The sequence below is a fragment of the Lysinibacillus sp. NPDC056220 genome (genome assembly GCF_049315265.1).
GTDB lineage: Bacteria > Bacillota > Bacilli > Bacillales_A > Planococcaceae > Lysinibacillus > Lysinibacillus pinottii.
Window position 1 is genome coordinate 658,982 of the sequence record NZ_JBMOXD010000001.1, and the last position, 14,873, is coordinate 673,854.

Consider the following 14,873-nt stretch of genomic DNA (forward strand, 5'->3'; position numbering starts at 1 on the left):
CAAAGAGAAAATTTAGAAAAGAGGTAGCAAAAAATGAGGATACTGAAAAATTTAACTGTTCAGGTTATTGTGGCTATCATCCTTGGGATTATTGTTGGTGCCATTTTCCCCGAGTTCGGTGCTAGTTTAAAAATCTTAGCAGATCTATTCATTAAATTAATTAAAATGTTAATTGCCCCAATTATCTTCCTAACAGTTGTTATTGGAATTGGCAGTATGGGGGATATGAAAAAGGTTGGGAAAATCGGAGGTAAGGCATTACTTTACTTCGAGATAGTTTCCACAATTGCCTTAGCAATCGGAATTGCTGTTGCTTTAATTGTAAGTCCTGGTACTGGATTAGATACATCAGGTGCGTCTGATGCTGATATTTCGAAATATACAACTGCTGCGGCTGAATCTGAGCAAGGCTTGGGTGCATTTATTTCTAGTATTATTCCTGAAAATGTAGTGGGTGCATTGGCAACTGGTCAACTATTACCAGTCCTATTCTCTGCTATTTTATTTGGCTTAGCAGCTGCCTCAATCGGAGCACCTGCAAAACCAGTCATCACATTCTTTGAGCAAGTAGCAGAAATCTTCTTCAAGATTGTCAGTATGGTGATGAAAATATCACCAATTGGAGCTTTTGGTGCAATGGCCTATACAATTGGGAACTTTGGATTAAAATCCTTAGGTAATCTAGGTCTATTAATGGCTGCCGTATATATTACAATGTTTTTATTTGTTGTCTTTATTTTAGGTGGCATTGCAAAGTTTTTTGGATTCAATATTTTTAAATTTATTGCTTACATCAAAGATGAAATTTTCTTAGTAATTGGGACATCCTCCTCTGAATCAGCTCTACCATCTATGATGCGAAAGCTAGAGAATTATGGCTGCTCAAAGCAGGTTGTAGGTTTAGTCGTTCCTACTGGGTATTCATTCAATCTAGATGGGACTTCTATTTATCTATCAATGGCAGCCCTGTTTATTGCACAAGCATACGGGATGGACCTAACTTGGATTCAAATCATTACATTACTCGGAATTTTAATGATTACTTCTAAAGGTGCAGCGGGTGTAACCGGATCAGGATTTATTACATTAGCAGCGACTTTAGCTGCTTTCCCAATGATACCAGTGGAAGGAATAGCACTTTTAATTGGTGTCGATCGTTTTATGTCAGAGGCTCGTGCTGTTACAAATTTAATTGGTAATGGCGTTGCTTGTGTGGTAGTATCGAAATCCGAAAAAGAATTTGATGTCACGATGGAAGAACGTGCCCTTCAAGGAAAGGCCACTATAGTATCCTAAGAAAAAGGGTAGTGATGACAGCCACGGCTGTTTCACTGCCCTTCTTATGTTTTTTTTCAAGGGTAGACTATGGAAAACGATTATGTTTAAACTCTAGTAAAATGGTGAAAGTGTATAGTAAGAGGTGATTATAAATGACTAATAAAAAGCAATCAAAAACGCGCTATACAAACAATCCTGATGTGTTGGATACAGGGAAGGAAAGTATTTTTGATAAACATGAGGATATGAAAACCGTTGATCCTATACCTGTCGAAGAACTAAATGAAAAAGTCAAAGATGAACAGCATAAAACGAAAACAAAGGACTCCTCTGCAACCGATAAACGCTATCCGTAAAATGAGATTACGCATAGAAGATGTGTCCACAGATGATGTGTATGTGTATTCACCCATCTCCCCTTTATAAAAAGTTGGCCCCATTCATTCTGAGGTCAGCTTTTTTGTATACAATAATGTTAAAGGAGGGGATTACATGAAATATAATGTACCCATTTTGAAAACAGAAAGACTACTTTTAAGACCTGTTACACAGCAGGATGTCGAGGCTATGTTCGATTATACTTCTCGAGAAAGCGTAGCCCGTTATGTAACATGGCATGCCCATACAAGTATAGAGGATACTAAAGCTTTTTTGACGTTCATTTTAAATGGGTACGAGCAAGGCAATCATTTACTTTGGGGAATTGAATATTCAGGGACTCTAATTGGGACAATTGACTTTGTTACAGTTGATAACACCCATAAATGTGGGGAAATCGGTTTTGTTCTTTCGGAGGATTATTGGAATAAAGGAATGACAACGGAAGCCACAAAAAAGCTGATTGACTTTGGATTTCAGGAATTAAAGCTCGTACGTATTCAAGCGAGATGCTTTGAAGAAAACATAAGCTCTCAAAAGGTAATGGAGAAATCTGGAATGCAAATTGAAGGGCTGTTACGCAAAAGTATGTTCGTCAAGGGTCAATATAAAAATGTGAAAATGTACGCTATAACTGATGATGATGCAAGGAACCCATAACAAATAAAGCCTTGCCAAATTAGCAAGGCTTTGTACTATAACCATTGTTCGATACAATAAATCTTTCTAGCTGTAGCATCTAGCCTCACTCGTTTACCAATTGCTATCGGATGCATAGGCTGTGTATGACAAATATCCACTTCAGCCAAAATAGGCATCATTATACCGTCCAATTGTTCAAGTAATATATCGGAAGGCTGGCGTCCGGTCCCTAGATCATCATAACATTCATGCTTGCCCAAAATAATTCCACTGATTTTGTCCAAAATACCGTGCAATTTGAGCATCGCAAAATTCTTTTCCACAATCGCCGCATTTTTCATACAATCTTCTATTAATAAAATGTCGCCTTCAGCAATTACTGGGAAATAAGGCGTACCAATAAAACCATACATGGCATTAACATTTCCCCCAATTAGCCTCCCTTCTACAACTCCCTCTCGGACGGTTATCCATTCATTTATGATTAACTTTTTCTCCACTGTTTTCTCTAGCCAATTGACTGGCTCATCTGACCAGTAAGGGGGCTTTTGTATTTCATAAGGAAGCACTTGGGGTTGCAAGAAATACGCCTCAAAAAATTTGTATGTATCGTTGACTAATGGCTCAAACTCGCCAAAGGAAGGCACGAACGCTGGACCATAAAATGTTGAGATACCTGTCTTCGCATAAAGCGCCAGTAGAATAGCTGTTGCATCAGAGTAGCCTATAATGATTTTTGGGTTTCGTTGGAAAGCCTCATAATCAATATAAGGTAGCATACTATTGGAATTGGTACCTCCAATCGTAGACATAATAATATCCACCCTTGGATTGCAAAGTAATTCATTTAATTCTTCTGCTCGTTTTTTAGGTGAGCCCGAGCGATAATAATCGGATTTGCCAGTAAGAGAACCATCTACAATATGAAAATTTCTCTCTTCTAGAAATGCTTTCGCACGCTCAAAACGTTTTGACGCAGAAACCGTCGCTGGAGAGGACGGTGAAAAAATACCGATAGTAGTCATCTCCTACTCCTTTTCTTATACAAGTTTTGACATGTAATACTCATTGATATATTGTCCATCCACATACAAGGAATCCCGTTTCATTCCCTCAATATCAAAGCCCATTTTCTTATATAAAGCAATTCCAGCTTCATTATTTTCCATCACGGTTAACTCGAGACGATGAATACTATTATCTTTTGCCCATTTTTCTACATGATTAAATAAGGCTGTTCCAATTTTTCTGCCTCTATAATTACTTTGGATGCCAATGACAAGATAGGCACGATGAGCAATTCTGGATGCTTCATTACCTTGTGCAATTAAATATGCGACCACCGTATCATCTATTTCAGCTACGAATAAGGCTGAATGACGGCTATGATTTAGCTTTTCTAAATAATTTGCAAACGGCTCAGGCGCCATTTTTCGTTCGCCAGGACCAAATAACATCAAATTAGATGCTTCCGCATTTTTCATAACAGCTATAATTTGAGCACTATCATTTCTTGTTGCTTCTCGTATTAGCATGTCAAGAACCTCACTTCCTATTTTTTGTCTTTATCCATTAGAAAATAAATATATGTTTATCTAAAACCCCCTATCTCTGCTTTTAAAGCTTTAGCATGTTTGACCTGACCATAATTTCCTTCCCTTTTAATAGCATTGGATTTTAGCAACTAATTTTTCATTGTTAAAATGAAGCGTCTCTGCATCATTCAGCATATATGCCTGCAATGTTGCATTATTTTTTAGCCAGCTATTAAATAGCATGCTTCGTTCTGGATCATCATAATGTGGACAAAATGTTCCTGATAATATCCCTAGCCCGTTGTATTCCTCATAATGATTGTTTTGATTTTCACTAAAGCATTTGTCAAACCAACACATTGCCCCAGCACTAATGCCAGCTAAAATAACACCGCTTTTATAAGCTTCCTTCAATAACTCCCCGAACTGATAGGCATGCCATTTATCTAAAAGAAGCTTGGTATTTCCCCCACCTACATAGATAATATCCTGTGCCAATATTTTTTCTCGAATTTGTATGTCATTCATGTCCTTTTGCAAAATATGAGTAGCGTCACAATGTGTAAATGCTGAATAAAATTTGTCGATATACCCCTGTGCATCATTACTTGCTGTTGGAATAAAACAAATTTTGATACGTTCATTTGTCTTAATTTGACTCAAAATATAATGGTCAATAAAGGAAGGTATTTGCTGAGAAAATCCTCCGCCTGATATGGCAACGATTTGTCTAGTGACAGCACTCGTTTTTTTAAATTCATAGACTGCTTGCTCTCGACCAAATCTTTCAAGTACCTGTACTTTTTTCATCCCTAGCTTTTCGAGTAGGCGACAGGATGCATGATTAACAGTTTGTGTCTCTGCCACGATAGAAGAGATATTTAAATACTTCAAACCTTCCTCTATCACTTGTGTTAACACTTCGAATGCTAACCCCCTCCCCCAATACTGAGGTAAAAATTGATAGGAAAGTTCATACATCTCTTGCTCATGATACTCATCAATGGATACAAGGCCTATAAATTCCCCCGTCTTCTTTAATGAAATATAAAAATATGTATTAGGAAATGGTGCCTCTAGCATGCCTCGAAAAGAAGCTTCAATATAGTTTTTTTGTGGAACTCCTCCAAGATACTCTCTGACGCTTTCATTTGTGTAGAGCCCCTGAATATCTATGAAGTGTTCTGGTTGTATACGTTCGATCACACATCGATTAGACATAAACTTCATATATTTTTACCCCCTTCTTTATGTCAAAGTTTAATCGAACTACCATACTGAAATCAAACAATTTTTTCCAAACAACACATACATACAAATAAAAAAATAGTGACCAGCCGGACATGCTGTGTCACTACCTTCATTAATGTTGATATGTCTCCAGTAAACGCTGAGTATTGGTTGATTGTTCTAAAGCTTTTTTCTCTTGAGTCCAATAAATCATATAGTGACCGTCACCGATAGGAAAAACCATTTGTTGTAATTCTTCGCTTAGTTCAGAGCTAATCGCTACCTTTAAAATGTCCACTTCATAAAGCGGCTTGTCCTTTATTTTATAAACAATATGATAGGCTGGCTCTTCTTCAAAGAATGTTCGTTCTTTTTTAGAAAGCTTCTTTACATGACTTAATGGGTATTTCTCGACGAAGTTTTTCGCCTCGCCGTCGATTGCTCGAAATACAGGTTGTTCCCCTTGAAATATTTCAATTGAATCAATTTTGGCGGCTTGATCTAAAATAAGAGAAATCGATTCCTTCTCATTTTTTTCACGAGACTGCATAACAAAAATACCAATCAGTAAAATAGCTGCAAATATAATAAGTCTCCATCTTCGTTTAGTCATGGACAATTACCCATTCAATGCCTTTTTGACAAAACGATTTATATCAACGTCAGCACCGATTACAAGCATAATATCTCCCAATAAAATCTTATCACTTGCCTGTGGTGATACAATAATATCAGCACCACGCTTAAGCCCTACAATGTTAATACCATATTTTGCTCGAATATCTAAATCCATAATAGAATATCCCGCAATGGCATCATTCGCCTTTAATTCCATAATAGAGTGTTCATCTGAAAGCTCTAAGTAATCTAGTACTGTATTCGATAGCATATTATTAGCAATACGAATACCCATATCTCTTTCAGGATGGACTACAAAGTCAGCACCAATTTTACGCAATACTTTTTCATGGTAATCATTTTGAGCCTTTACTGTAATTTGCTCAACACCAATTTCTTTTAAAATAATGGTTGTTAAAATACTTGCTTGAATATCTTCCCCAATGGCTACAATCACATGTTCAAAATTACGGATACCTAATGAATTTAGGACCGATTCATCTGTTGAATCTGCAATGACAGCTTGTGTCGCAATAGAAGCAAATTCGTCTACACGCTCTGAGGAATGGTCAATTGCCATCACTTGAGCACCCTGACTCATTAATTCACGAACAATACTTCCCCCAAAACGTCCAAGCCCAATGACCGCAAACTCTTTTTTCATCATAAAAAATCCCTCCGAAAACTACTATACCATCATTGTAGCGTATTCTTTGTGATATGTATTGTCAAAACAAGACGCGATTCGTCATTGTTGGACAACCCTCCAAACATAAAAAAAGACGAGGACCTTCATCCCCGTCATCACCTACTATAATTATTCAGCGTTACGCATTTCATCTAGTACGCGATTTACACGTTTTTCTAACATTTTCATACCACTACCACCAGCTTGCATATGACGCAGTTGACCATCTTTATCAAACACAAAATAAGCAGGTACATATTGGTTTTCAAAAGCATCTGTTAATTTCATTTCGCTATCCACAAAGATTGGTTGCGAAATATCATGCTCAGCCGCTACTGCCTTAATTGTCTCTAAATCAGTATCAGCTTCAGAACGCGGCATATGTACTGCTACAACATTTAGTTCATCTTTATATTGATCACGGAAATTATTAACATCAGGCATAGCTTCTTTACATAAATGACAGCTTACTGACCAGAAATGAATTAATGTTGGTTTTTTGCCTACTAGTTCCGCTTTTGTTACTTCGCCATTTAACCAAGTTGTTGCGCCAACTAGTTCAGGCATTTGTTCACGAAGTTTCATAAAAATCCTCCTCTAATAGATCATTTTCTTTAGATGCTTAAGATTTGGTTAAAACTCCTCCCCAAACTCTATTGCCATCTAAGATAAAGTAAATTAGCACTCGCCACTTCACTTAAAAGTCCCCACAAACATGTCGTGGGGACTCTTTTTTTGTTACAGCATGACTCAACTCTATGCTCTTATAGAGTTGCTTGACCTGGACGCCAGTTTGCTGGGCAAAGACCGCCAGTTTGTAGTGCTTGAAGTACACGTAATGTTTCATCAACATCACGGCCGATATTATTATCGAATACTGTTTGGTATTTTAATTCACCTTCTGGATTAATGATGAATAAACCACGTAGCGCGATACCTTCTTCTTCAATTAACACACCATACTCTTTTGATACTTGATGGTTTGTATCCGCAGCTAATGGGTATTTTAATTCACCTAGACCATTTTGAGTACGGTCTGTATTAATCCATGCTAAGTGAGTGTGGATTGTATCAGTAGAAACACCAATTACTTCTGCATCTAAGTCTTCGAACTCGTCATAACGATCACTCATTGCAGTGATTTCTGTTGGACATACAAATGTGAAGTCCATTGGATAGAAGAAAAGTACTGTCCATTTATCTTGTGCTTTAATATCTTCTAATGATACTTTACCAAATGATTTGTCTGAAAGTACTGCTTCCATTGTAAAGTCAGGTGCTTGTTTACCTACCATGCGTTCTGCCATAATAAATCCCTCCGAATAAATATGTAGTTTATATATTCCATTCGCACAAGCGAACTCGTCTTCTACGATAGCAGAGTAAACGTAGTTTTTCAAACAAGTAAGCTCCGCCCAATTACACGATTGAAATAAGGCGACAAAAAATTGTCAAATCCGAAATTGGAATTTCTGCTACATCCTATTTATTAGCTATTTTTAACAATTATATTCTTCTTTATACAATTTTTTTCTCCACTACATTTATGACTCTTTTTTTAACATTTTACAGCGATTTTTTTCATAAATAACGATTGCAAATTTTTATTTATTATGTATAATTGTAATGGTTTTAGTAAACTAAAAGTTTCGTTAAAGTAAACTTCATATTTCAAAAGTTTATGATTGCTAAACTTCTTCTAGGAGGGAAAAGATGCAAATAGGAGCAAAAATTAAAGCGCTTCGTTTAAAAAAAGGTCTTACCCAAGAGGAACTTGGAGAACGTACAGATTTAAGTAAGGGCTATATTTCCCAATTAGAGCGTGATTTGAATTCACCTTCTATTGAAACACTTTTTTCAATATTAGAAGTGTTAGGGTCCACACCCAAGGAATTTTTTGATGATGAATCACCTGAACAAAAGGTAGTTTATACGAAGGAAGATCAGTCCATCTTTACAGATGAAGAGAAAAAATACGAAATTCAATGGCTCATTCCAACATCCAACGAAAAAGAAATGGAGCCCATTTTCTTAACATTTGAAGCCAATGGCGAATTCAAGCAATTTGAGCCATCACTATCAGAAACATTTATTTATGTAGTTAAGGGGCGTATTCGTCTCGTTTTAGGGAATGAACAATATATCGCTAGTGAAGGCAATGCTCTTTATTTTGACGCGACAGACCATCATCAAATTTTTAATGCCCATGCTGCTGAGACGAAAATTTTACTCGTTGCAACGGATTCATATTTATAGCTTAAGGAGGCGCATCAATGACAATGAATTCTATTATACGTTTTGAAAATGTATCCAAGTCTTATAGTGACGGAACAGTCGTCTTAAAGAATATCAACTTGGAACTAGAAAAGGGCAAATTTTATACTCTCCTTGGCCCATCTGGTTGTGGAAAAACAACCATTTTACGAATTATTGCTGGTTTCACAGAACCTACAACTGGGGATGTGTTTTTCCATGATAAAAAAATAAATTCTGTTCCTGCCAATGAACGTCAGGTGAATACTGTTTTTCAAGATTATGCGCTGTTTCCTCATTTAAATGTATTTGAAAATGTCGCATTCGGACTACGTATCAAGAAGTTACCTGAAAAGGAAATAAAAGAACGTGTGGCGGAGGCATTAAAATTTGTCAATTTAGCAGGCTATGGCAATCGTGAAATCTCCGAAATGTCTGGTGGTCAACGTCAGCGTGTAGCAATTGCGCGTGCCATCGTTAACGACCCTGAAGTAATTTTACTGGATGAACCACTTTCTGCATTAGACTTAAAATTACGTACAGAAATGCAATACGAATTGCGTGAATTACAGCAACGTCTTGGCAAGACCTTTGTTTTCGTTACTCACGATCAGGAAGAAGCACTTGCTATGAGTGATGAAATTTTCGTCTTAAGTGAAGGGCAAATTCAACAATCTGGTACACCAGTAGATATCTATGATGAACCTATTAATCGCTTCGTGGCAGATTTCATTGGTGAATCCAATATAGTACCCGGTGTCATGATTGAAGATTTTAAGGTTGAATTTGCTGGTAAGATTTTCGAATGTGTTGACCAAGGTATGAAACCAAATGAGAAAATTGATATTGTTATACGCCCAGAGGATTTAGAAATGACAACTATAGATAAAGGGAAGCTTGTAGTAAAAGTAGATACACAATTATTCCGTGGCGTCCATTATGAGCTATCTACGTATGATAAAGATGGCAATGAATGGCTAGTCCATTCGTTGAAAAAAGCTGAAGTAGGGACAGAAATCGGCTTAGACTTTGATCCAGAGTCCATTCATGTAATGCGTTTAAATGAAACAGAGGAAGAGTTCGATAAACGATTAGAATCCTACGGAGACGACGAAGATGCAAACTAAGCCATCAAAATCAGCGTTATTTCCATATGTTTTATGGATCGCCTTTTTTGTTATCGCGCCGATTGCACTCGTTGTTTATTATTCCCTACTCGATTTACATGGCAATTTTACGCTCGATAATTATAAAGCGTTCTTCACTTCTGTTTACTTAAAAATGACATTAAGCTCGTTTTGGTATGCATTTTTAATTACATTATTTACATTATTAATTTCATATCCAACTGCTTACTTTTTAACAAAAACGAAACATAAGCAGCTTTGGTTACTGCTCATTATTATTCCTTCATGGATTAATTTATTGTTAAAAACATATGCCTTTATCGGCATCTTTGGTTTATACGGGCCAATTAATGCATTTATCGAAGTGTTTGGCTTTGATCCAAAGCAAATGCTTTTTACGGATATTAGCTTTGTTTTTGTATCCGTGTACATTTTTATTCCGTTTATGATTTTACCGATATTTAATTCTTTAGATCGTTTAAATCCGACACTTATTTATGCATCTCGTGATTTAGGCGCATCTGCCTTTACAACGTTCCGTCGCGTTGTTTTACCATTGACAATGGATGGTGTTAAATCAGGTATTCAGGTTGTCTTCATCCCTGCTCTATCACTTTTCATGATTACTCGCTTAATTGCAGGAAATCGTGTTATCACGCTTGGTACAGCGATTGAGCAGCAATTCCTTGTGACACAAAATTGGGGGATGGGTTCAACTATTGCCGTGTTCTTAATTTTATTTATGGTCATCATTATGCTTGTTACGGGACAAAAAGATAAAGGAGGTCGCGTACGATGAACAAACTCTCTGCATCAGCCAAAGTCTATTTAACGATTGTTTTTGTCGTTCTGTATGCACCCATTTTCTATTTAATCTTTTATTCGTTCAATAGTGGTGGCTCCATGAATAACTTTGAGTCCTTTACTTTAGAGCATTATCAGGCTGTTTTTGAAGATTCAAGGCTACTTGTTATTTTAATCAATACTGTTATCGTAGCATTACTATCTGCTTTAATTTCTACTATTATTGGAACATTAGGAGCAATTGGTATTGTCACTGTCAAAGATTCAAAAATGCGTAATACATTATTGTCCCTAAACAATGTTTTAATTGTCAGTCCAGATGTCATCATTGGGGCAAGCTTTTTAATTCTATTTACAATGGTTGGCATTAAATTAGGCTTTGCTTCAGTATTATTAGCACACGTAGCGTTTAGTGTACCGATTGTAGTGTTAATGGTTTTACCTAAATTGTTAGAAATGAATAAATCACTAATTGATGCAGCGTTAGATTTAGGAGCAACCAAAAAGGATGTTATGATGCGTGTCATTTTACCGTATATTCAGCCAGGTATTTTTGCAGGCTTCTTCCTAGCTCTTACGTATTCATTAGATGATTTTGCTGTGACATTTTTCGTAACCGGCAATGGCTTCAGTACATTATCGGTAGAAATCTACTCGATGGCTCGCGCAGGAATATCTCTCACAGTTAACGCTATTTCTGGATTAGTATTCTTTGTAACCGTTATCGTTGTGGTTGGTTATTACTTCATTACAAGTCGTACAAGCAAAAGAACGGAGGGACAACAATGAAGTCATTAATTCAAGCGACCATCGCTATCCTTGTTGTTTCTGCCCTTTTATTCTATGCTGCTGACGCCTTAAGTGCAGGTGGCGGTAAAAGTGGAAAAGACACTTTAACCATTTTTAACTGGGGAGAGTATATTGACCCTGATCTATTGAAGGAATTTGAAAAAGAAACAGGTATTCATGTCATCTATGAAACATTTGACTCTAATGAAGCTATGATGACAAAAATACAGCAAGGTGGTACAGCTTACGATATTGCTGTTCCTTCTGAGTATATGATTGAAAAAATGAAGGAAGATAATTTATTGATTCCTTTAGACAAAGCAAAAATACCGAATTTAAAAAATATCGACCCTTACTTTTTAGACTTACCATTCGATGATAACAATCAATATTCAGTTCCTTACTTTTGGGGAACAGTAGGGATTGTCTATAATCCAAAACTAGTTGGAAATTTAGATTTCTCTTCTTGGGACGATTTATGGGATCCTTCATTAAAAAGAAAAGTATTTTTAGTAGACGGTGCCCGTGAAGTGATTGGGATGGGGTTAAATAGTCTTGGACACTCCTTGAATTCATTGGAAAACAATGAACTACGGGAAGCAACTGACAAATTGATTACACTTGCGCCCAACGTAAAAGCGATCATTGGGGATGAAATTACACCATTAATGATTAATAATGAAGCAACAGTAGCCCTCACTTGGTCTGGTCAGGCAGCAGACATGATGTTTGAAAATGAAGAGTTGGACTTTGCTGTTCCTGAAGAGGGCTCCAATCTATGGTTCGATAATATGGTTATTCCCAAAACATCGAAAAATATTGATGGTGCACATGCCTTCATCAATTTTATGCTAAGTGCAGAATCCGGTGCTCAAAATGCCGATTATGTTGGCTATTCAACGCCAAATATTGCTGCGATGGACTTAATGGACCCAGAAGTAGTTTCAGATGAACGCTACTACCCATCTGAGGACCAACGTGATACCTTAGAGGTATACAAAAACTTAGGTCCAGATTACTTAGGAAAATATAATGAACTGTTTTTAGAATTTAAAATGAGTATTCGATAATTTATAAGAGCGAATTGGTCTACAAACCAATTCGCCTTTTTTATTTAAGCATTCATTTGTATCGCTATATTTAGAAAGAAATTCTACTAGTAACCAGTTGTCGATCATACAATCCCACTTCGTCTAGGTATCATCAATTTTTTCAAGATGCCAGCAATCTTTAGTTTTTCTTTATCCATAAAAAGACCTTGAATCTACGTCGTACGACACCTGCGCATTATAACTTCATCTTTAACTTTCATCTACACGGTTATAGGTAATGGCAAACGCAATTATTTATTTTCACTAGTTTTTTACTCTCCCTACTTCAAGTCTCTAGAAAAAGCAATTCTCTCTCCTCACTCCACACCCCGAATTTTTATGAGATAAAAGCTTTTCTGGAAAATCATTCTACATATCGAACCAGTTACAGCAATCTCAACTATTAGCCAGCCATAATTCTTTATGATAGACTGTACTATATTTGATTACAAAAAGGGGGGCTTGTCGATGACCCAGCAGAAGTCCAATAAGGCGGCTTTGTATATTTTAATGTTTAACATGTTTATCGCAATGGGGAGTATTGGAATTATTATTCCTGTAATGCCTGAATATTTAAGAATATTTGGAGCAGCAGGACAAGTTCTAGGCATGCTTATTGCAACGTTCGCCTTAGCACAATTCGTATTTTCTCCAATTGCTGGGAATCTTTCGGACCAGTATGGGCGGAAAAATTTAATTATTTTCGGTCTTATACTAACAGGACTTGCACAAATCGGTTTTGGCCTTTCTACAGATGTATGGATGCTCTTTTTAGCACGTTTTTTAGGTGGCCTTGGCTCTGCATTTGTAGCACCTCCTATTATGGCTTTTGTAGCAGACGTGACAACTTATGAAGAACGCGGAAAAGGAATGAGTTTGTTAGGAGCTGCTATGTCTTTCGGCTTTATGATTGGCCCTGGAATTGGTGGTTTCCTTGCAAAGGTTAGCTTACATTTTCCATTTTTCATGGCGGGAGCTGCCGCCATTTTAGCGGCTATTTTATCTTACTTTTTATTACCATCTACAAAGCCAAATACTGCGCAAAATAGTCAAAAGCAAGATAATCTGGTAAAACAGATGGCTCGCTCTGTACATATGCCTTATTTTGTTATGTTAATTATTATGATGGTATTCTCATTTGGGATTGCTAACTTCCAAACGACCTTATCACTATTTGTGACAGAGAAATTTAATTACTCACCTGGCGATATTGCCATCATTTTAGTTGTTGGTGGTGCGTTTGGGGTAATTGTACAAATGTTTATTATTACGCCACTCTTTAAACGGTTTGGTGAAATGAAAGTAGTTTTGGTCAATTTATTTATTGCGGCCGTTGCTATTTTCTTAATATTATTTGTTTCTGGTTTTGCACTAATATTAGTTGTTGCAACCATCTTCTCTACGGCGACAACGTTGATTCGTCCAGCTGTTAATACTCTCATATCAAAACTTGCAGAAAAAGAGCAAGGATTCGCAGCCGGCTTGAATAATGCCTATATGAGTCTAGGAAATATGATTGGACCCGCTTTGGCTGGTTTTTTATTTGACTGGAATATGAACAGTCCTTATATTTTTGGTGCCATTATCTTATTAGCTTGCTTCTTCCTTGCCCTGATTTGGACATTGAAAAAGGCGCCTCAGCTTATGCATCCAGATTCACATTAATAGGTAACTCTTATTGACTATTTATTGAAGTATGTTACACTTCTAAAAAATAGAAAAATACTTACCACTAGGGGAGTCTTCTAAAGGCTGAGACGTATATGGTTATATACGGACCCTTCGAACCTGATCTAGTTCATACTAGCGGAGGGAAGTGGCGCTTCTTGCTATTTTCAGTGTATAAGCAAGGCCGCTTCCTGTCGTTTGAAGGAAGCGGCTTTTTTCATTTTCCTAGTGGCTAAAATGAAAAGGAGTACACCTAACATGTCTATTAGAAAATTAACAATTATGGCTTTATTAGTAGCGATTGCTATTGCAGGTTCTACTTTTATCTCCATTCCAACTGGGATTGCTCGTGCTTATCCGGTGCAGCACGCTATTAACGTAATAGGAGCCATTATACTTGGACCCGTATCTACAGTTGTAGTTGCCTTTGTTACGGCCATTATTCGAATCCTTACAGGGACAGGCTCTCTTTTAGCCATTCCTGGTAGTATTATTGGTGCATTATGCGCAGGGCTTGCCTATAAATATAGCGGTAAAATTTGGTTTGCTGGTTTGGGTGAAGTGATTGGCACTGGTCTTCTAGCATCACTTGTAGCAGTGCCCTATGCAAAGGTACTAATGGGAACTTCCGTAGCAGCCTTGTTTTTTATGCCTGCCTTTTTAATATCAAGTACAATTGGAGCAATTTTAGGCATTTTAGTAGCTAGCAGTTTGCGAAAAACGGTGCTAGTAAGATATTTTAATCCTACTCTCTTTATTAAATAGTGTCGTA

Annotated in this window: 17 protein-coding genes and 1 riboswitch; of the genes, 10 read left to right on the plus strand and 7 right to left on the minus strand. The window is 36.9% G+C overall.

Features of this window, described 5'->3' with window-relative positions; all coding sequences use genetic code 11:
* The first annotated feature begins 33 nt into the window (after positions 1–33).
* The 3 genes from ACOZBY_RS03200 to ACOZBY_RS03210 all read left to right on the plus strand — a co-directional run bounded on the left by ACOZBY_RS03200 (position 34) and on the right by ACOZBY_RS03210 (position 2,316).
* Positions 34–1,296 carry a dicarboxylate/amino acid:cation symporter gene (locus ACOZBY_RS03200; protein WP_031418848.1) on the plus strand — a complete coding sequence of 421 codons (1,263 nt, stop codon included), beginning with the start codon at positions 34–36 and terminating at the stop codon, positions 1,294–1,296.
* A gap of 134 nt (positions 1,297–1,430) precedes the next feature.
* On the plus strand, positions 1,431–1,634 hold the full coding sequence (locus ACOZBY_RS03205; RefSeq protein ID WP_012293071.1) for a hypothetical protein: 204 nt from the start codon (positions 1,431–1,433) through the stop codon (positions 1,632–1,634).
* 136 nt (positions 1,635–1,770) lie between these two features.
* Positions 1,771–2,316, plus strand: a complete 546-nt coding sequence (locus tag ACOZBY_RS03210) for a GNAT family N-acetyltransferase (RefSeq protein ID WP_012293070.1) — start codon at positions 1,771–1,773, stop codon at positions 2,314–2,316.
* Between the two features lie 35 nt (positions 2,317–2,351).
* Here the strand turns inward: ACOZBY_RS03210 and ACOZBY_RS03215 are convergent, their stop codons facing one another.
* The 7 genes from ACOZBY_RS03215 to ACOZBY_RS03245 all read right to left on the minus strand — a co-directional run bounded on the left by ACOZBY_RS03215 (position 2,352) and on the right by ACOZBY_RS03245 (position 7,676).
* Positions 2,352–3,323 carry a S66 family peptidase gene (locus ACOZBY_RS03215; RefSeq protein ID WP_422761479.1) on the minus strand — a complete coding sequence of 324 codons (972 nt, stop codon included), beginning with the start codon at positions 3,321–3,323 and terminating at the stop codon, positions 2,352–2,354.
* Between the two features lie 15 nt (positions 3,324–3,338).
* Positions 3,339–3,833 (minus strand): GNAT family N-acetyltransferase, encoded by a 495-nt coding sequence (locus ACOZBY_RS03220; RefSeq protein ID WP_012293068.1) that lies wholly within the window; start codon positions 3,831–3,833, stop codon positions 3,339–3,341.
* A gap of 126 nt (positions 3,834–3,959) precedes the next feature.
* Positions 3,960–5,063 (minus strand): GNAT family N-acetyltransferase, encoded by a 1,104-nt coding sequence (locus ACOZBY_RS03225; protein WP_036160900.1) that lies wholly within the window; start codon positions 5,061–5,063, stop codon positions 3,960–3,962.
* Positions 5,064–5,196: 133 nt separating this feature from the next.
* Positions 5,197–5,676: a hypothetical protein gene (locus tag ACOZBY_RS03230; RefSeq protein ID WP_099805024.1), complete on the minus strand. Its 480-nt coding sequence runs from the start codon at positions 5,674–5,676 to the stop codon at positions 5,197–5,199.
* Positions 5,677–5,682: 6 nt separating this feature from the next.
* Positions 5,683–6,345 (minus strand): potassium channel family protein, encoded by a 663-nt coding sequence (locus ACOZBY_RS03235; protein ID WP_031418843.1) that lies wholly within the window; start codon positions 6,343–6,345, stop codon positions 5,683–5,685.
* Positions 6,346–6,498: 153 nt separating this feature from the next.
* Positions 6,499–6,954, minus strand: coding sequence for a TlpA family protein disulfide reductase (locus tag ACOZBY_RS03240; RefSeq protein WP_012293064.1), 456 nt, complete (start codon positions 6,952–6,954; stop codon positions 6,499–6,501).
* A gap of 179 nt (positions 6,955–7,133) precedes the next feature.
* On the minus strand, positions 7,134–7,676 hold the full coding sequence (locus ACOZBY_RS03245; RefSeq protein ID WP_004224676.1) for a peroxiredoxin: 543 nt from the start codon (positions 7,674–7,676) through the stop codon (positions 7,134–7,136).
* Positions 7,677–8,082: 406 nt separating this feature from the next.
* On the opposite strand from ACOZBY_RS03245, the gene ACOZBY_RS03250 reads away from it, so the two are divergent.
* The 7 genes from ACOZBY_RS03250 to thiW all read left to right on the plus strand — a co-directional run bounded on the left by ACOZBY_RS03250 (position 8,083) and on the right by thiW (position 14,866).
* Positions 8,083–8,625 carry a helix-turn-helix domain-containing protein gene (locus ACOZBY_RS03250; protein WP_422761483.1) on the plus strand — a complete coding sequence of 181 codons (543 nt, stop codon included), beginning with the start codon at positions 8,083–8,085 and terminating at the stop codon, positions 8,623–8,625.
* A gap of 17 nt (positions 8,626–8,642) precedes the next feature.
* Positions 8,643–9,749 (plus strand): ABC transporter ATP-binding protein, encoded by a 1,107-nt coding sequence (locus ACOZBY_RS03255; protein WP_031418840.1) that lies wholly within the window; start codon positions 8,643–8,645, stop codon positions 9,747–9,749.
* Complete coding sequence (locus ACOZBY_RS03260) at positions 9,739–10,548, plus strand: ABC transporter permease (RefSeq protein ID WP_031418839.1); 810 nt, start codon at positions 9,739–9,741, stop codon at positions 10,546–10,548. The genes ACOZBY_RS03255 and ACOZBY_RS03260 overlap by 11 nt, the downstream gene beginning before the upstream one ends.
* Positions 10,545–11,342 carry an ABC transporter permease gene (locus tag ACOZBY_RS03265; RefSeq protein ID WP_036160896.1) on the plus strand — a complete coding sequence of 266 codons (798 nt, stop codon included), beginning with the start codon at positions 10,545–10,547 and terminating at the stop codon, positions 11,340–11,342. Before ACOZBY_RS03260 ends, ACOZBY_RS03265 begins: the two co-directional genes overlap by 4 nt.
* A complete protein-coding gene (locus ACOZBY_RS03270; RefSeq protein WP_422761486.1) occupies positions 11,339–12,412 on the plus strand; it encodes an ABC transporter substrate-binding protein in 1,074 nt (357 codons plus the stop codon). Before ACOZBY_RS03265 ends, ACOZBY_RS03270 begins: the two co-directional genes overlap by 4 nt.
* Positions 12,413–12,901: 489 nt before the next feature.
* Positions 12,902–14,098: an MFS transporter gene (locus ACOZBY_RS03275; protein ID WP_422761488.1), complete on the plus strand. Its 1,197-nt coding sequence runs from the start codon at positions 12,902–12,904 to the stop codon at positions 14,096–14,098.
* Between the two features lie 59 nt (positions 14,099–14,157).
* Positions 14,158–14,265: riboswitch (TPP riboswitch) on the plus strand.
* Between the two features lie 94 nt (positions 14,266–14,359).
* On the plus strand, positions 14,360–14,866 hold the full coding sequence (gene thiW, locus ACOZBY_RS03280; RefSeq protein ID WP_422761489.1) for an energy coupling factor transporter S component ThiW: 507 nt from the start codon (positions 14,360–14,362) through the stop codon (positions 14,864–14,866).
* Positions 14,867–14,873: the final 7 nt, after the last annotated feature.